This window comes from Winogradskyella psychrotolerans RS-3 (assembly GCF_000427335.1).
In the GTDB taxonomy this organism is placed as follows: Bacteria; Bacteroidota; Bacteroidia; order Flavobacteriales; family Flavobacteriaceae; genus Winogradskyella; species Winogradskyella psychrotolerans.
In genome coordinates, this window is sequence record NZ_ATMR01000199.1 from 16,736 (window position 1) to 35,732 (window position 18,997).

Annotated in this window: 17 protein-coding genes; all 17 read left to right on the forward strand. The window is 33.3% G+C overall.

Annotated elements, in window-relative coordinates; translation table 11 throughout:
- The first annotated feature begins 11 nt into the window (after positions 1–11).
- The 17 genes from ADIWIN_RS17035 to ADIWIN_RS17110 all read left to right on the forward strand — a co-directional run bounded on the left by ADIWIN_RS17035 (position 12) and on the right by ADIWIN_RS17110 (position 18,974).
- Positions 12–947 carry a UDP-3-O-(3-hydroxymyristoyl)glucosamine N-acyltransferase gene (locus ADIWIN_RS17035; protein WP_020897102.1) on the forward strand — a complete coding sequence of 312 codons (936 nt, stop codon included), beginning with the start codon at positions 12–14 and terminating at the stop codon, positions 945–947.
- On the forward strand, positions 947–1,357 hold the full coding sequence (locus ADIWIN_RS17040; protein WP_020897103.1) for a nuclear transport factor 2 family protein: 411 nt from the start codon (positions 947–949) through the stop codon (positions 1,355–1,357). The genes ADIWIN_RS17035 and ADIWIN_RS17040 overlap by 1 nt, the downstream gene beginning before the upstream one ends.
- A 76-nt stretch (positions 1,358–1,433) precedes the next feature.
- On the forward strand, positions 1,434–2,306 hold the full coding sequence (sucD, locus tag ADIWIN_RS17045) for a succinate--CoA ligase subunit alpha (protein ID WP_020897104.1): 873 nt from the start codon (positions 1,434–1,436) through the stop codon (positions 2,304–2,306).
- 104 nt (positions 2,307–2,410) lie between these two features.
- Positions 2,411–5,383, forward strand: a complete 2,973-nt coding sequence (locus ADIWIN_RS17050) for a M16 family metallopeptidase (RefSeq protein WP_020897105.1) — start codon at positions 2,411–2,413, stop codon at positions 5,381–5,383.
- Between the two features lie 227 nt (positions 5,384–5,610).
- Positions 5,611–6,357 carry a 3-oxoacyl-[acyl-carrier-protein] reductase gene (gene fabG / locus ADIWIN_RS17055; RefSeq protein WP_020897106.1) on the forward strand — a complete coding sequence of 249 codons (747 nt, stop codon included), beginning with the start codon at positions 5,611–5,613 and terminating at the stop codon, positions 6,355–6,357.
- A 50-nt stretch (positions 6,358–6,407) separates the two neighbouring features.
- Entirely contained in the window at positions 6,408–7,529 is a 1,122-nt protein-coding gene (locus tag ADIWIN_RS21545; protein ID WP_020897107.1) for a hypothetical protein, read from the forward strand.
- Positions 7,526–8,440 carry a hypothetical protein gene (locus ADIWIN_RS21550; RefSeq protein WP_020897108.1) on the forward strand — a complete coding sequence of 305 codons (915 nt, stop codon included), beginning with the start codon at positions 7,526–7,528 and terminating at the stop codon, positions 8,438–8,440. The genes ADIWIN_RS21545 and ADIWIN_RS21550 overlap by 4 nt, the downstream gene beginning before the upstream one ends.
- A 10-nt stretch (positions 8,441–8,450) precedes the next feature.
- Positions 8,451–9,266, forward strand: coding sequence for a prohibitin family protein (locus ADIWIN_RS17065; protein WP_020897109.1), 816 nt, complete (start codon positions 8,451–8,453; stop codon positions 9,264–9,266).
- A gap of 267 nt (positions 9,267–9,533) precedes the next feature.
- Positions 9,534–10,391, forward strand: coding sequence for an ATP phosphoribosyltransferase (hisG, locus tag ADIWIN_RS17070; RefSeq protein ID WP_020897110.1), 858 nt, complete (start codon positions 9,534–9,536; stop codon positions 10,389–10,391).
- Between the two features lie 20 nt (positions 10,392–10,411).
- Positions 10,412–11,698, forward strand: coding sequence for a histidinol dehydrogenase (hisD, locus tag ADIWIN_RS17075; RefSeq protein ID WP_020897111.1), 1,287 nt, complete (start codon positions 10,412–10,414; stop codon positions 11,696–11,698).
- 50 nt (positions 11,699–11,748) lie between these two features.
- Positions 11,749–12,795: a histidinol-phosphate transaminase gene (gene hisC / locus ADIWIN_RS17080; RefSeq protein WP_020897112.1), complete on the forward strand. Its 1,047-nt coding sequence runs from the start codon at positions 11,749–11,751 to the stop codon at positions 12,793–12,795.
- Positions 12,796–12,884: 89 nt separating this feature from the next.
- The gene (gene hisB, locus ADIWIN_RS17085; RefSeq protein ID WP_020897113.1) at positions 12,885–14,018 is read left to right on the forward strand and encodes a bifunctional histidinol-phosphatase/imidazoleglycerol-phosphate dehydratase HisB; all 1,134 of its coding nucleotides are present in this window, start codon (positions 12,885–12,887) and stop codon (positions 14,016–14,018) included.
- Between the two features lie 58 nt (positions 14,019–14,076).
- Positions 14,077–14,658 (forward strand): imidazole glycerol phosphate synthase subunit HisH, encoded by a 582-nt coding sequence (gene hisH, locus ADIWIN_RS17090; protein ID WP_020897114.1) that lies wholly within the window; start codon positions 14,077–14,079, stop codon positions 14,656–14,658.
- A gap of 70 nt (positions 14,659–14,728) precedes the next feature.
- A complete protein-coding gene (gene hisA / locus ADIWIN_RS17095; RefSeq protein ID WP_020897115.1) occupies positions 14,729–15,463 on the forward strand; it encodes a 1-(5-phosphoribosyl)-5-[(5-phosphoribosylamino)methylideneamino]imidazole-4-carboxamide isomerase in 735 nt (244 codons plus the stop codon).
- Between the two features lie 68 nt (positions 15,464–15,531).
- Positions 15,532–16,287, forward strand: coding sequence for an imidazole glycerol phosphate synthase subunit HisF (gene hisF, locus ADIWIN_RS17100; RefSeq protein ID WP_020897116.1), 756 nt, complete (start codon positions 15,532–15,534; stop codon positions 16,285–16,287).
- A gap of 84 nt (positions 16,288–16,371) precedes the next feature.
- Entirely contained in the window at positions 16,372–16,971 is a 600-nt protein-coding gene (gene hisIE / locus ADIWIN_RS17105; protein WP_020897117.1) for a bifunctional phosphoribosyl-AMP cyclohydrolase/phosphoribosyl-ATP diphosphatase HisIE, read from the forward strand.
- Positions 16,972–17,111: 140 nt separating this feature from the next.
- Positions 17,112–18,974, forward strand: coding sequence for a T9SS type A sorting domain-containing protein (locus tag ADIWIN_RS17110; RefSeq protein ID WP_040757667.1), 1,863 nt, complete (start codon positions 17,112–17,114; stop codon positions 18,972–18,974).
- The last annotated feature ends 23 nt before the right edge of the window (positions 18,975–18,997 follow it).

The window sequence follows — 18,997 nt, forward strand, 5'->3', positions numbered from 1 at the left end:
AATACTGAGAAATGAAATTCCCCAAGCCATATACTTTAAAGCAAATTGCAAACTTAATTGATTGTGAATATAAAGGTTCTGAAGATTTTGAAATCTTAGGGATTAATGAAATTCATGTTGTAGAACCTGGTGATATTGTTTTTGTAGATCATCCTAAATATAACGATAAAGCGTTAGAATCAGCAGCAACAATCGTTTTAATTAATAAAGATGTTGCTTGTCCTGAAGGAAAAGCACTCTTAATTTCAGATGATCCATTTCGAGATTTTAATAAAATAACATCTCATTTTAAGCCTTTTAGAGCTTCAAATAATGCTATCGCTACTGATGCTGTAATTGGGGAAGGTACAGTAATACAACCCAATTGTTTTATTGGTAATAATGTAAAAATTGGTAAGAACTGTGTCATTCATGCTAATGTGAGTATTTATGATGATGCCATTATTGGTGATGATGTCACTATTCATTCAGGTACAGTTTTAGGTGCAAGTGCATTTTATTATAAAAATAGACCTGAGGGCTACGATCAGTTAAAATCTGGTGGCCGTGTTATTATAGAAAACCGCGTAGATATTGGTGCACTTTGTACTATAGATAGAGGTGTTACTGGTGATACGACTATAGGTGAAGGTTCAAAATTAGATAATCAAATCCAAATTGGTCATGATACCATCATTGGAAAAAAATGTTTAATAGCTTCACAAACCGGAATTGCAGGTTGTGTTGTTGTTGAAGATAATGTAACTATTTGGGGCCAAGTGGGTGTCAAAAGTGGAATTACGATTGCAAAAGGCACAGTGTTATATGCACAATCTGGTTTAGGACATACTACGGAAGAGGGTAAAACTTATTTTGGTAGTCCTGCTCAAGATGCTAGAACCATGTTTAAAGAAATGGCTTACGTTAAGAGAATCCCAGAAATACTTCAAAAATTAAAAAACTTATAATGTCAGCAAAAAAAGTTGTAAAGGCATTTTATGAAGCAGACCTAGCGAATGATGCTACAATGGTTTCTAAGCATTTTCATAAAGATTGTGAATTACATTGGACGAGTAGTCAAGGTTTTACATTGTTAAATTATAAGGACATTGAAACGTTTTTTGAAGCGACAAGACAGTCCTACAATAGTGTTCGGTTTGAGTTTACTCATTTTATTGGGTCAGGTGATTTTGTAACAACAAGACATACATTATTTGGTTCTACCATTGAAAACCCAGAGGCAGAAACAGCAATTGCGCACTTTTCTACTATTTGGGAAGTAAAAGACGAAAAATTATATCGTGGATTTGAGATCAGCCAACAAGCTGATGAAACTGATGAAAAAAGTGTCAAATCTTACAGAGAAATAAAATTATAAAAGAGGTCGCTTTTGCGTATAAAATCTCTTATTTTTGCATAACAAAATACATAAAACTTAAAATCAACAATATCAAATGAGCGTTTTAGTTAATAAGAATTCTAAGATTATAGTTCAAGGTTTTACAGGTAGTGAAGGTACATTTCACGCTGAACAAATGATTGAATATGGTACAAATGTCGTTGGAGGTGTAACTCCTGGTAAAGGTGGTCAAACACATTTAGACAGACCTGTTTTTAACACAGTTTCTGAAGCTGTAGAGAAAGTTGGTGCAGATACTACAATTATTTTCGTACCACCAGCTTTTGCTGCTGATGCTATTATGGAAGCTGCTGATGCTGGTATTAAAGTGATTATTACAATTACTGAAGGTATTCCTGTAGCAGATATGATTAAAGCGTCTTACTATATCAAAGATAAAGCGTGTCGTTTAATAGGTCCTAACTGTCCTGGTGTTATTACTCCAGGTGAAGCTAAAGTTGGTATTATGCCAGGTTTTGTCTTCAAAAAAGGTACTGTAGGTATCGTTTCTAAGTCTGGTACTTTAACTTACGAAGCTGCTGATCAGGTTGTAAAACAAGGATTAGGTATTACAACAGCTATTGGAATAGGTGGAGATCCAATCATTGGAACAACAACTAAAGAAGCTGTTGAATTATTAATCAATGATCCAGAAACTGAAGCTGTGGTTATGATTGGTGAAATTGGAGGTCAATTAGAAGCAGATGCTGCACATTGGTATAAAGAAAGTGGTAGTAAAAAACCAGTTATTGGATTTATTGCTGGTGAAACTGCTCCTGCTGGTCGTACAATGGGACATGCTGGTGCTATTGTAGGAGGTAGTGATGATACTGCTCAGGCTAAAAAGAAAATTATGAGAGAATGTGGAATTCACGTTGTAGATTCTCCGGCAGAAATAGGAAAGAAAGTAGCTGAAGTTTTAGGCTAATTTTCTGTTAAAATATTAACAAAAACATTTCGTTATTAATCCATTAGCTATATTTTTATAGCTAATGGATTTTTTTTATCCAATTAATCAACTAAAATCAAAAAATGAAACACTATCAATCGATTTTGTTGTTGTTTATGGCTGCAGCGGTTATTAGCTGTAAGACCGAAAGCAATAACAAAGACATGGCTTATGCTATCTCAACGCATCAAGACAACAATGGTTTTAATTACGAAACTGTTGCTAATGACCCAACAGGTTTACGCCTATATACTTTAGACAATGGTCTCAAAGTTTATTTGGGTCAAAACAATGAAGAACCAAAAATACAGACGCTGATTGCTGTTAGAGCAGGTTCAACTTACGATCCGGCCGACAATACAGGTTTAGCGCATTATTTGGAACACATGGTTTTTAAAGGAACTGACAAAATTGGTACTACAAATTATGAAGAGGAATCGAAACTAATTAAGCAGATTTCAGATTTATATGAGGCGCATAAAAAGGAACAAGATCCAGAAAAGAAAAAAGCACTTTATAAACAAATTGATGAAGTTTCTTTAGAAGCTTCAAAATTATCTATTGCCAATGAGTACGATAAAATGGTAAATTCATTAGGAGCTGAAGGAACAAATGCCTTTACATCAAATGAGCAAACTGTTTATGTCAACAAAATCCCTTCAAATGAAGTTGATAAATGGTTAAAGATTGAAAGTGAGCGTTTTAGTAAATTAGTACTGCGTTTATTTCATACAGAATTAGAAGCTGTTTATGAGGAATTTAATAGAGGACAAGACAATGATGGACGTAAGCAATATTTTGCTGCTCTTGAAGGTTTATACCCAACACATCCATACGGAACACAATCTACAATTGGTGTCTCAGAGCATTTGAAAAATCCATCTATGGAAGCTATAAATGCGTATTTCGATAAATATTATGTGCCAAATAATATGGCGGTGATTATGGTGGGTGATTTAGATTTTGATAGTACCATCAAAAAGATAAATGAAGCCTTTGGAAGTTATGAGAAAAAAGAAGTTGTTCATCCTACATTTGCTGAATTGGCGCCTATTGAAGCTCCTGTTAAAAAAGAAGTTTTAGGTCCGACGTCAGAATCTATTTATATTGCCTTTAGGTCTGAGGGAAAAGGATCAGATCAAGAGATGATGTTAAAGTTAGTGGATTATATGCTAGCTAATTCTCAGGCAGGTTTAATTGATTTAAATCTGAATCAAAAGCAAATGGTTCAAAACGCATCATCTTTTACAAATTTTGATAATGATTATGGTTTTCATTTACTTTATGGATCACCAAAAGCAGAGCAATCTTTAGACGAAGTTAGAGATCTTTTATTGGCTCAGGTAGACAAAATTAAAAAAGGAGATTTTGAAGATTGGTTGTTAGATGCCGTTATTAATGATATGCGTTTATCTCAAATTCAACAATATGAGAATGGTTCTGCAACAGCTTATGCTTATTTAGATGCGTTTATTGGCAATCAAGAATGGGACAATCGTCTTAAAATGCTCGATGAAATGAAAAAAATAACAAAGCAAGAAGTTGTTGATTTCGCTAATGCATTTTACGGAAATAATTATGTCGAAGTTCACAAGCTTAAAGGCGAAGATACTTCTATTGTAAAGGTAGAAAACCCAGGGATTACTCCAATTGAATTAAATAGAGGAAAAGAGTCTGAGTTCTTAAAGTCATTAAACGCTATGGTTTCGCCAGATTTGAAACCTCAATTTATCGATTATAAAACAGCTATAAAAGAATCTAAAACCGATAATGGACTTAAGCTTTCTTACATTGAAAACCCTAACAATGATATTTTTGACTTAAATATTATTTTTGATATGGGTCAAGATAACGATCGCATGGTGTCTCTAGCTGCGGGTTATTTAGATTATTTAGGAACTAACAAATACACTCCAGAGCAATTAAAACAAGAATTTTATAAAATTGGTGTGAGCTACAATGTGTTTTCATCTAGCGATAAAACTTATGTTGGTATTTCTGGACTTAAAGAAAATCTAGATGCAGGTTTGGAGTTATTAGAACATTTATGGAATAATGCGGAACCTAACCAAGAAGCTTATGATAAATATGTAGAAAGCATATTGAAAAATAGAGAGGATGGTAAAACTCAAAAAGGAAATATTTTTTGGAATGGCTTAATGAATTATGGACAATATGGTGATAATTCAAGATTAAGAAACATTTACTCTCAGGTTGAATTAAAAGCTATGAGTCCAACAGAATTGGTAAATAAAATAAAAGAAATGCGTGCTTACAAGCACCGAATATTTTATTATGGAAACGCTGTCGATGACGTAAAAGTGGCTTTAAATACACATCATAATATCCCTGAAACCTTATTAGATTATCCTGAAAAAACAGAATATACCAATCTAGAAACAGGTGGTAATGTTTATTTTGTAGATTACGATATGGTACAAAGCGAAATTCTATTAGTAGCAAAAGGGGAAGAGTTTGATCCTAGTAAATTGGCAGCATCTGAGTTATTTAATACGTATTTTGGAAGCGGATTATCTTCAATAGTATTTCAAGAAATTAGAGAATCTAAATCTTTAGCGTATTCAGCATTTTCAAGTTATAGTAATGCTAACGAAGCAGGAAAACCTAATTATACTATGGCATATGTAGGAACTCAAGCTAATAAACTAGAACAGGCAGTGAGTGCTATGATGGAATTAATGACTAATATGCCAGAAGCAGAAGATCAATTCAATCAAGCAAAAGAAGCAACTTTAAAGAAAATTGCTTCAGAGCGAATTACAAAATCTAATATATTCTGGACATACGAAGGTTTGAAAAAACAAGGTATTGATAATGATAATCGTAAAGAAATTTATGACGCTATCAATAATATGACGATGGAAGACCTTAAAGCTTTCTTTAACGAAAACATTAAAGGTGAGGAGTATAATGTGATGGTTATAGGAAATAAAAAGGATATGGATTTTGATGCTTTAAGCAAATTAGGAACGATAAAAGAAATGGATATCGATTATCTTTTTAATTACAATCAACCTGAAACGTTAAAGCAATAACATCAAAAGCAACGTTAAAATTAAACCTCATATTTATGTTAAAATATGAGGTTTTTTTTATGTCGCACAATTTGTAATTGGTATATTTGAAACTGTTGAATGTCTTCCTAATTGTTGGTTTAAGTGATTTTTAATTTTTTTTAATTTGAAAATAGAATAAAGAACATTATTTAAGAAAAACACTTTAGGATTACCAACTTTGAAATAACTAACAAAACATATTAAACATGAAACTTTTAGAAGGAAAAACAGCCATAATTACTGGTGCAAGTAGAGGTATAGGAAAAGGAATTGCAGAGGTTTTTGCAGATCATGGAGCAAACGTTGCATTTACTTATAGCTCATCAGTTGAAGCGGCTAACGAATTAGAAAAAGAACTAAATTCTAAAGGCGTAAAAGCTAAAGGCTACCAAAGTAATGCTGCAAATTTTGATGAATCTCAAAAATTAGCAGAAGATGTTTTAGCTGAATTTGGTGCTATTGATATTTTGGTTAATAATGCTGGTATCACAAAAGATAATCTCTTAATGAGAATGGGAGAAGACGATTTTGATAAAGTAATTGAAGTAAACTTAAAATCGGTTTTTAACATGACCAAAGCGGTACAACGTACCATGTTAAAGCAACGTAAAGGTTCGATTATAAATATGAGTTCTGTAGTTGGTGTAAAAGGTAATGCCGGACAAACAAACTACGCAGCATCTAAAGCCGGAATTATTGGTTTTTCTAAATCTGTAGCATTAGAATTAGGATCGCGTAATATTAGAAGCAACGTCATCGCTCCAGGTTTTATTGAAACTGAAATGACAGCAAAACTAGATGAAGAAACTGTAAAAGGATGGAGAGCAGGTATTCCTTTAAAACGTGGAGGAACACCGGAAGATGTTGCTAATGCGTGTGTATTTTTGGCGAGTGACTTAAGTGCTTATATTACAGGTCAGACGCTTAATGTGGATGGAGGTATGTTGACTTAAACTGTCATTCCTGATAGGTCAGGAATATTATGATATTTGTCGAAATTTGAATGAATAAACTAACAATTATATACATAACAATTGCTGCAATAACAGCGCTTTTATTAGCGCTGTTTCAGTATTTGTATAAATCTAAATTAAAGTCGAATTTAAAATACGTCCTCACGGCTCTTAGAGCCATTTCAATCTTCGGAATTTTACTATTACTAATCAATCCAAAGTTTGAATCCTTTACCTATTTCGATGAGAAACCAACATTGGTTGTTGCTGTTGATAATTCGGAATCTATTTCTTATTTAAAACAAGAGGAAAAGGCTAGGGACGTGGTCGATGCTTTAAATAACAATTCAGAATTAAAAGAACGTTTCGATATTCAGCCGTATAGTTTTGGAAAATCCGTTAATGTCTTAGATACTTTAAATTTTAAGGAACGTCAATCTAATTTGGCCTTAGCTTTAAAACAATTTGGTGAGGTATATGCTAATCAAACGGCACCCATAGTGCTATTGAGTGATGGTAATCAAACCTATGGGTCTGATTACAGTTATATAGTAAAAGGTGTAAAGCAACCGATTTATCCTATTATTCTTGGAGATTCCACGGTGTATTCTGATTTAAGCATTAAGCAACTGAATGTAAATCGTTATGTGTATCTCAAAAATAAGTTTCCTGTAGAGATTATTGTAAATTATAATGGCAATGAGTCTATCAATACCGAACTAAAAATATGGTCTGGCAATGCCTTGGTGTATAGAAAAGCAATTCAATTGGATGCCTCTAAATCTTCTGAGGTTGTTTCTACTTCTTTAATGGCGAATAGTGTTGGTGTGAAAACTTACAGAGTTGAGTTGGTTGCTTTAGAAAACGAAAAGAATAAAGTTAATAATACTAAGAATTTTGGAGTAGAAGTCATCGATCAAAAAACAAACATAGCTTTAGTTTATGATCGTTTGCATCCAGATTTAGGAGCCTTAAAAAAAGCAATTGAAAGTAACGAACAACGCAGTGTTTCAATTATAAAGCCAAAAGACGTTATAACTAAAATTAATGATTTTCAATTAGTTATATTGTATCAGCCAAATAATGACTTTAATTCCCTTTTAAAAGAAATTAAAGAACAAAAATTAATACATTCATCATTTCAGGTGCTACAACTAATTGGAATTTATTGAATCAGACTCAAGATTATTTTAAGCAAACCATCACCAATCAAACTGAAAACTATCAACCAAGTCTTAACAGAAACTATGGTACGTTCATCGTAGAAAATCTCGACTTTAATAGTTTTCCTCCTTTAAAATCTGAATTTGGTGCGCTTCAAATGTTAGTTCCGCATGAAACCCTATTGTATAAAAGCGTCAACGGAATCATAACTGATGATGTTTTGTTAGCAACATTGGAAGCCGACGCTACAAAGCATGCTATTTTAAACGGTGAAGATATTTGGCGTTGGAGAGCACAAACGTTTCTCAACACTAATAGTTTTAATGGCTTTGATGAATTCATTAATAAGCTTGTGCAATACCTAAGTTCAAACAAAAAGAGAAAACGTATTAATATAGATTACAAATCATTTTATAACGGTAATGACGATGTAATAATTTCAGCACAATATTTCAACAAAAATTTTGAGTTTGATAATTCGGCTTCATTAAGTATTGTATTAAAAAATAAGGATGACGATAGTATTAGAGAAATACCACTTTTATTAAATAATGGAAATTACACGGTAGATTTAAGTGGAGTTAATGCCGGATTATATGATTTTACGATAAAACATAATTCGGAATCTGTAACGGCTTCAGGAAGCTTTCAAATTTTAGAATATAATGTAGAGCAGCAATTTTTAAACGCAGATATTACCAAATTAAAAACCATTGCAGAAACTAGTAGTGGATCAGCCTATTTTCCGTCTCAGATAGATGAGATGATTAGTGCTTTAATTAGTGATAATCGCTACAAAACCATACAAAAAGGCACTAAAAATATTGTACCTTTGATAGATTGGAAATATCTACTTGGTTTAATCGCTTTAAGCCTTTTTATTGAGTGGTTTATTAGAAAATATAACGGATTAATTTAAAAAGAATAGAATGGAAAAATTACCAAAGATTGGATTGCCGATTTTAATCGGAGTTGTACTTTTAATAATAGTTTTAGCAAAATCTGCAGTGACCTTAGATTCAGGGCACGCAGGTGTTTTATACGAAACGCTTAGTGGAGGTGTAGACCCTGAAAAAGCGCCATTGGGTCCTGGGTTCCATGTTATTGCTCCATGGAATAGAGTTATAGATTATGAAACACGTCAGCAAGAAGTTGCAGAAAAAATGGCCGTATTATCGTCTAATGGTTTAGATATTAAACTTGACGCTTCTATTCTCTATCAGCCAGAAGTTAAAAGTTTAGGAAAATTACACAACCAAAAAGGTGAAGATTACTTAAGTCGTGTACTTCAACCAGCGATTAGAAGTGCTGCAAGAAGTGTTGTTGGTCGATATACGCCAGAACAATTATACTCTAGTAAAAGAGATGCAATACAAGAAGAGATTTTTGAGGAGACTAAAAAGCTTGTAGAGCCACAGTTTATTCAATTAAATGATATTTTAATTAGAGACGTTACATTGCCTTCTACAATTAAAGAAGCAATTGAACGTAAATTAAAGCAAGAGCAAGAATCATTAGAATATGAATTTAGACTTGAAAGTGCAAGAAAAGAGGCTGAGAAAGTAATTATTGAAGCTAAAGGTAAAGCAGAATCAAATAGAATTCTAAGCGCATCGTTAACAGATAAGATTCTTCAAGATAAAGGTATTGAAGCTACTGTGAAACTTTCTGAATCACCAAATAGTAAAACGATTATTATTGGTTCGGGAGATAGTGGTTTGCCAATTATCTTAGGAAATCAATAATTAAAGAAACAAATATTATTAATTTGTTAAAAATTGAGATTCTTTGAATCAAAATTAGGATTTGTAAAATTAAATTAACAATATTTGTAGCAACATAAAGAACATGACTCTTATTCAATTACATCATCATTTTCATATAATCGCTCAAGCGAGGTGAAAGTGTATTGAATAAATTCAAAATATATTTTAAAAACCCGTTTGAGAACTTCAAGCGGGTTTTTTGTTTTTAAAACGCAATTGAATTCTTAGACATTACAAAGCTTAATTATGAGTAAATTAAAAATTGCAGTACAAAAATCGGGTCGTCTTAACGAAGATTCAATGAAAATCTTAAAGGAGATTGGTATTTCTGTTGATAACGGAAAAGATCAACTGAAAGCATCCGCACGAAATTTCCCTTTAGAAGTTTTTTACCTTAGAAATGGTGATATCCCACAATACCTTAGAGATGGCGTGGTTGATGCCGCTATTATTGGCGAGAATGTATTGATAGAAAAAGGAAATGACTTAACTATTGTTGAACGTTTAGGATTTTCAAAATGTAAAGTTTCTATTGCAGTTCCAAAATCATCAAAAGCAAAAAGTTTAAAAGACTTAGACGGAAAACGAATAGCAACATCGTACCCAAATACGGTGAATCAATTTTTAGAAAAAGCAGGACTAAAAGCCAACTTACACATCATTAATGGTTCTGTTGAAATTGCGCCAAATATAGGATTGGCAGATGGTATCTGTGATATTGTTTCTAGTGGAAGCACCTTATTTAAAAACGGTTTAAAAGAGATTGAAGTCTTACTAAAATCTGAAGCAGTATTAGCAACTTCACCTATGATTTCTGAAGAAAATCAAGCTTTAATTGATAAACTTCAATTCCGACTAAAATCAGTTTTAAAAGGAAGAGAGAGCAAATATATTCTCTTAAATGCACCAAATAATAAACTTGATGAGATTATAAGAATTCTTCCAGGAATGAATAGTCCATCGATTTTACCACTGGCAAGAGAAGGCTGGAGTTCAATGCACTCTGTAATTGACAAAAATGATTTTTGGAATATTATTGACGAACTAAAATCAAATGGAGCAGAAGGCATTTTGGTTTGCCCTATAGAAAACATGGTATTATAATTAATCTGAATTTAGAAGTAATGAAACTATTTATAAATCCATTTAAAGCCGAGTGGCTTTCACTATTACAACGGCCAACAAAATCGGTTGAAACTATTGAGGAAACTGTAAATCAGATATTCAAAGAAGTAAAAGACAATGGTGATACTGCTATAAAAAAATACACGAATAAATTCGATGGTGTAGAACTTGATACCAATATAGTCTCAAAAACTGAAATAGAACAAGCGTCGCAATTAGTAAATGAAGATTTAAAAAAAGCCATTCAGCTAGCAAAATCTAATATTGAAAAATTTCATAGTGCTCAAAAAACGGATAAAGTTTTTGTAGAAACCATGAGTGGAGTAGAGTGCTGGCAAGAAAAAAGACCAATTCAAAAAGTGGGTTTATACATTCCTGGCGGAACAGCTCCTTTATTTTCTACTGTTTTAATGTTGGTTGTCCCTGCGCAAATTGCAGGCTGCAAGGATATTGTTTTATGCTCACCTCCAAATAAAGAAGGAAAAATAGCCAATGAGATTTTATACGCAGCAAATCTTTGTGGCGTTACTAAAATCATAAAAGTTGGTGGCATACAAGCTATTGCAGGAATGACTTTCGGTACAGAAACCATTCCGCAAGTTTACAAGATTTTTGGTCCTGGTAACCAGTTTGTAACCGTAGCAAAACAATTAGCAACAAAATATGGTGTGGCCATTGATATGCCAGCCGGCCCGAGTGAATTATTAGTTATGGCAGATGAATCTGCAAATGCAGCTTATGTGGCTTCAGATTTATTAAGTCAAGCGGAACATGGTAGTGATAGTCAAGTGATTTTGGTAAGCACATCTAAAGCTTTTGCGGATAGGGTTTCATCTGAAGTGGAAAAGCAATTGGCTGTTTTACCAAGAAAAGCTATGGCAGAAAAAGCGATTGCCAATTCTAAATCTATTATAGTAGATTCCAATGAAACAGCATTGGAGCTTATTAATGAATACGGTCCGGAACATTTTATTGTGACGACAATAGATAATGATTTCTTTGTGGACAACATTAGCAATGCAGGTTCTGTTTTTATTGGGAATTACACACCAGAAAGTGCAGGTGATTATGCATCAGGCACTAATCATACCTTACCAACTAACGGGTTTTCAAAAGCGTATTCTGGAGTCAATTTAGATAGTTTTCAAAAGAGTATGACATTTCAGAAAATATCAAAAGAAGGCATTCAAAATATTGGAAACGCTATAGAATTAATGGCTGAAGCCGAAGGTTTACAAGCGCATAAAAATGCAGTAAGCTTAAGGCTTAATGATTTAAAAAAGTAATTAAATGTAATTTCAAATGTCACACTGAGCGCAGTCGAAGTGTCTATAACATGATAAATTTCAACTTAAACAGTCTCATAAGAGATAACATTAAAACCATTAAACCGTATTCCTCAGCACGAGATGAATATAAGGACATCACAGATGGTATGGTTTTTATCGATGCGAATGAAAATCCGTTTAATACAGGTGTCAATCGGTACCCAGATCCTCAGCAAACACAGGTTAAAAAGCGTTTGTCTGAATTAAAAGGAATTCCGACGAACCAAATCCTTCTAGGTAATGGAAGCGACGAAGTACTAGATTTAATTTTTAGAGTCTTTTGTGAGCCGTATCGTGAGAATATCATAACATTACCACCAACTTATGGGATGTATGATGTGCTGGCAAATCTCAATGCTGTTGATAACATTGAAATTGAATTAGAATCGGATTTCCAACCGAATATTGAAGAAATCCTTACAGCAGCACATACACATACCAAGCTCTTATTTTTATGTTCACCAAACAACCCAACGGCCAATAGTTTTAAAGCTAAAAGAATTGAGGAATTAATTAATGAATTTCAAGGTATTGTGGTGATTGATGAAGCTTATATTGATTTTTCAAAAAAAGAAAGTTGGTTAAGTCGCTTGGATGAATTTCCGAATTTAATAATCACGCAAACCTTGTCTAAAGCGTATGGTTTAGCAGGAATTCGTTTAGGTATCTGTTACGCGTCGCAAGAAATTATTTCAGTTTTAAATAAAATAAAACCACCGTATAATATTAATCAACTCTCTCAAGATAAAGCTTTAGAACGTTTAAACGCTGTGGATGCTGTTTATAATGAGATGAAAACGATTATCACAGAAAGGAAAAAACTGAGAAAAGCATTAAAGTCTATTCGTTTTATAGAAAAAGTGTATCCTTCTGATGCCAATTTCATCTTAGTTAAAGTCGATGATGCCAATCAACGCTATCAGCAATTGGTGGAGCAGGGCATTGTGGTGAGAAATAGAACGAATCAGCCATTATGCGACAACTGTTTGCGATTTTCAGTAGGCACGGAAGCAGAGAATGAAAAATTAATTAAGACATTGATTCAATTATTGTAACGTTTGTCATTCCGCACTTGATGCGGAATCCACAGACATATTATTAATCTAAAATTAGATTCCTGCCTGCGCAGGAATGACAGTAAAACATGAAACCAGTATTATTCATAGACAGAGACGGAACTTTAATTAAAGAACCAGCAGACGAACAAATTGATTCATTTGAAAAATTAGAGTTCTATCCGAAGGTTTTTCAATATTTAAGCAAAATTGCAAAAGAATTGAATTTCGAAATTGTAATGATTACCAATCAAGATGGTTTAGGCACAGATGTGTATGCGGAAGATACCTTTTGGCCTGTTCATAATTTTATGCTTAAAACGTTTGAAGCAGAGGGAGTTGTTTTTAAAGAGCAGTTTATCGATAGAACATTTGCTAAAGATAACGCTCCAACGCGTAAGCCAAATATAGGATTACTGACTAAGTATTTTTCTGAACCTTATGATTTAGCTAATTCCTTTGTTATTGGTGATCGATTAACAGATATTGAACTCGCTAAGAACTTAGGATCTAAAGGTATTTTTATAAATGATAATACCAATTTAGGTACTAATGAAGTTACAGTGAGTCATACTGAATTGGAACCTTACATTGCTTTAGAAACGAACGATTGGGAAGCAATTTATAAGTTTCTAAAAACCACAGAACGCGTTGGAAGCATCGAAAGAAATACCAATGAAACTAAAATTAAAATTGATATTAATTTAGATGGTACAGGAAAAAGCAACATCGCTACCGGAATTGCATTTTTCGATCATATGTTAGATCAGATTGCGCGTCATGGGCAACTCGATTTAAATATTAAAGTAGATGGTGATTTAGAAGTTGATGAACACCACACCATAGAAGATACAGCCATTGCTTTAGGTGAAGTATTTGCGACGACTTTAGGAAATAAATTAGGCATTGAGCGTTATGGATTTTCATTACCAATGGACGATTGTTTAGCGCAAGTCGGTATTGATTTTGGAGGTAGAAACTGGTTGGTTTGGGAAGCAGAATTTAAACGTGAAATGATTGGTAAAATGCCAACTGAAATGTTTTATCACTTCTTTAAATCGTTTACAGATGGAGCAAAATGTAATTTGAATATTAAAGTAGAAGGCACAAACGAACATCATAAAATTGAAGCCATATTTAAAGCGTTTGCAAAAGCGATTAAAATGGCAGTGAAACAAGATGTTGAAAAAATGATTTTACCATCTACCAAAGGAATGCTGTAAAGCCTTTAGCTATTAGCCATTTGCTAATAGCCAAAAGCCAAAAGCTAAAAGCAGAAAAATGAAACTATCAATAGTAAATTACGGAGCCGGAAATATAAAAAGCATCCAATTCGCCTTTCAACGTTTAGGTTACGACGCCATTTTAACGGATAATCCGGAGGAAATTATAACATCAGATAAGGTGATTTTTCCGGGTGTTGGTGAAGCGAGTTCTGCCATGGTGAAATTACAACAAAGTGGATTAGATCAATTGATTCCAACGTTAAAACAACCAGTTTTGGGTATTTGTTTAGGTATGCAATTAATGTGTAGTCATAGTGAGGAAGGTGATACCACCGGACTAGGTATTTTTGATGTCAATGTCAAACGATTTTCTAATAAGGTCAAAGTCCCGCAAATGGGATGGAACACAATTTCTAATCTTAAATCCGATTTATTTAAAGGGATAAAAGAAAAAGAATACATGTACCTTGTGCATAGTTATTATGCAGAACAGTGCGAGGCATCTATTGCCACGTCGGATTATGAATTAGAATATGCTTCAGCATTGGAAAACGACAATTTCTTCGGCGTACAATTTCACCCAGAAAAGAGTAGTAAAGCAGGAGAACAGTTATTAAAGAATTTTTTAAAATTATAAAAATGACTTTTTGTTTTTAACTATTAGTGTTCGGCTAATAGCTAAAAGCTAAAGGCCAAAAGCCAAATACATGAGAATTATACCAGCAATAGATATTATAGAAGGAAAATGTGTACGATTAACCAAAGGAGATTATAACACTAAAAAAATATATAATGAAAACCCATTAGAAGTCGCTAAAGCTTTTGAAGATTCAGGTATTGAATACTTGCATTTGGTTGATTTAGATGGCGCGAAAGCGAAGCACATTGTTAACTATAAAGTTTTAGAGTTAATTGCTTCAAAAACCAATTTAAAAATTGATTTCGGTGGTGGTTTAAAATCTAATGAAGATTTAAATATTGCTTTTAATTGTGGTGCAAGACAAATTACAGGAGGAAGTATTGCGGTTAGTGATAGAGAAACCTATGAAGGTTGGTTGGCTAAATACGGACCACAGAAAATTATTTTAGGTGCTGATAGTAATGACGGAAAAATTGCAATAAACGGTTGGCAAGATAATAGTAAAGAGGAAGTCATTTCTTTTATTAAGGATTACCAGAGAAAACGAATTAAATACGTGATTTGTACAGATATTTCAAAAGATGGTATGCTTGAAGGACCTTCAATTGAACTTTATAAAAACATTATTGAATCTTGTAGTAACAATAGCGGTGCTCAGTCTATTAGTCTTATAGCATCTGGAGGAGTCTCTGGTGTTAATGATTTAGAATTATTAAAAGAGATAGGGTGTGAAGGTGTTATTATTGGTAAAGCCATTTACGAGAACAGAATAAGTTTAAAGGAATTGGAACGATTTATATAAAATAGCAGTTAGTCCTTTGCCGTTAGCTTTTAGCTAATGTCTAAAGGCTAATTCCTAAAAGCTAAAGTATGTTAACAAAACGAATAGTCCCTTGTTTGGACATTAAAAACGGAAGAACCGTAAAAGGTGTCAACTTTGTAGATTTAAGAGACGCTGGTGATCCTGTGGTATTAGCGAAGCAGTATGCTGATTTAGGAGCTGATGAATTAGTATTCTTAGATATCGCTGCCACGTTAGAAAACCGTAAAACCATGCACGATATGGTTTTAAAAGTTGCAGAACAAGTTAATATACCTTTTACAGTAGGTGGAGGAATTTCATCTGTTGAAGATGTAGATGACTTGTTGCATTGCGGTGCCGATAAAGTCTCCATTAATTCTTCGGCTGTAAAACGACCAGAATTAATCAATGAGCTTTCAGATAAATTTGGAAGTCAATGTGTAGTGGTTGCTATTGATGCTAAAGAAGTTGATGGTGAATGGTTAGTCCATTTAGCAGGAGGTACAATTCCAACAACATTAAATTTATTCGATTGGGCACAAGAAGTCGAGCAACGTGGTGCAGGTGAAATATTATTTACATCGATGAACCATGATGGAACCAAGGCTGGATTCGCAAACAAAGCATTAGCAAAACTTTCAAATTTAGTGAATATTCCAATAATAGCTTCTGGAGGAGCAGGAAGTATTCAACACTTTGTCGATACTTTTAAGGAAGGAAAAGCTGATGCGGCATTAGCCGCAAGTGTATTTCATTTTGGTGAAATCCCCATTTTAGAATTAAAAGAAGCATTAAGAAAACAGGATATACCTGTAAGATTATAAATGTCATTCCTGTGTAAACAGGAATCAAAAATAAAGTATTAATAAAATAGATTCCTGCTTCCGCAGGAATGACAAAAAAATATTATGAACGTAGATTTCAATAAAAACCCCGATGGTCTTGTACCAGCAATAATTCAAGATAATACAACTAATAAAGTATTGATGTTAGGCTACATGAATGCTGAAGCACTAAAAAAAACCATAGACTCTAAATTGGTTACTTTTTTTAGCCGAACCAAACAACGTCTTTGGACTAAAGGTGAAGAAAGCGGGAATACTTTAAATTTAGTAGATATAAAATTAGATTGCGATAGTGATTCCTTATTAATAAAAGTAGATCCAAAGGGGCCAACATGTCATAAAGGAACAGATACCTGTTGGAATGAAAGCAACGTAACGACTTATGGTTTTATTTCCACTTTAGAAGACACAATTGAATCGCGTATAAAAGAAGCAGATTCAGAAAAATCTTACGTCGCTTCATTATTTGCTAAAGGTATTAATAAGATCGCACAAAAAGTTGGAGAAGAAGCTATTGAGGTTGTTATTGAAGCAAAAGATGACAACGATAAGTTGTTTTTAGACGAAAGTGCAGATTTATTGTTCCATTATCTGATGCTTTTACAAGCAAAAGGCTTCAAGATGAACGATGTAGTCACAGTCCTCAATAGACGAAAGAATTGATAAATCCGACAAAAAGAAACTAAAAGTAGGATAAAGATTAGGCTTGTGGTATTTCGTCGAATAAATGATTGTTTCGACGTCTTTTTTTTCGATTAAGACGTAGTTTTGAACCATCATTAACAAACTATTACCCAAATCTTATGAAAAAAACTAAACCTACTTTAGTTGTTTTATCTATGTTGTGCGTTTTAAATTTATCAAATGCACAACAAGAGCAAACCGGATATGATATCCAAAATGAACAACACGACCAATATGGTCTAAATGATCAAAATACCTTTGATCCAACAATTTATGAATCTGAATTTAATTTAGAGGACGATTTTAACTCATATGAGAGTACTGAATCTGATGAGTCTAATTTAGAAAATCAATCTACTTACACTTTAGAAAATGACGCTTTTGAAAAAAGGGACTTTGATGTCCCGGTACTTTATACTTACAATAATGGTTGGTTGCCTAGTGACCCATTATTAGGTGGTATAGCAGTAACTGACTTAATTATTGTTGAAGCAGGTGATATTAATATTACAGAAAATCTTTCATTAGCGACACTAACTATAGAAGCAGGTGCTTCTGTAACTATAGGTTCTGATGTTGTTGTTACTGCTAGTGTCATTCTAAATTCAACAGCTGAAGACTTTTCAAGTTTAATATTGGATGGTAAGATTACAGGAACGATTACCTACAACCGACATACTGCCCAAGCAAATCCAAATGAATTAGTTTCGGCACCATTGTCAGGAAAATTATTTGCTGCGTTTGCAGTGACTAATAATCTAAATTTAGCAAGTCATCCTGATACTGCAACGATAAAAGCGTTTGCTCCTTTCAATACATCAACACAGAGTTATGATAATCTTGATACAGTAATAAATGAAACCCATATTCTTGACGCTGGAAATGGCTATAGAGCAGGAACGGTTTCGGGTGGTGCTGATTTAATTTATATAGGTGCTGCGCAAACGGCTGATGTTTTAGATATCGCGATTAGCGATGCTGGTAATGCTTGGAATTTAATAGGGAATCCATATCCATCATACTTAGATTTTGGTGCTTTTTACACGGTTAATTCTAGCGAATTAGATGCTAGTAGTTCTGCAATTTACTGTTATACAGGTAATGGAGCTCAGCCATGGGACATTTGGAATTCAGCAACTGCTGCATTTGAAAGCGGGTCAAAATTGATTTCTCCAGGAGAAGCTTTTTTTATAAAAGCAAAATCAGAAGGAGGATCAATTGATTTTACAACTGGAATGCGTGCAGTAGGTACTTCAAGGGTAGATCTTTCTAGAGAAGGAGTATCACCTCACTATGGACATATAAAATTAAAATTAAGTTCAGGTAGCTCTAACTATAACACAGATTTCTATTTTAATAGCAATGCTTCTGAAGGATTAGATCCTGGATATGATGCTAGTTTATTCGGATCAAATCCACCAGCCTTTTCAATTTATTCTAGCTTGATTGATGGTGATGCAAATCTCGCTTTAGCTATTCAGGCTTTAAGTAATACTGATATGAGTAACGTTGTAGTTCCATTGGGAGTAAACGCTAATCAAGGAGAGGAATTAACATTTAGTATTATAGAAAGCGATATGTCAGATAGTACTAATATGTATTTAGAAGACAACGTTAACAATACAGTGACATTATTAAATACATCAGATTATATATTTACTCCAGCTACTGACTTAAGTGGAACAGGACGCTTTTATCTTAGATTTGAAACGTCAACACTTAGTACAATTGATGTAGATGTTGAGTTGGTAAAAATTTATGCTAACAATGCTGCAAAGACAATTAATATTAATGGTCAACTGCAAAATAATACGGTAGCAAAATTATTTGATACTAATGGTCGCCTTGTTTTATCTAATGTTTTAAATACTAATAACACAAGTCAATCTATAGATGTTAGTCAATTAAGTTCTGGTGTGTATATTGTAGAATTAGACAATAATACAAACGAAAGACGTATTGAAAAATTAATAATTAGATAATTCTTATATCTGGAAAAACAATA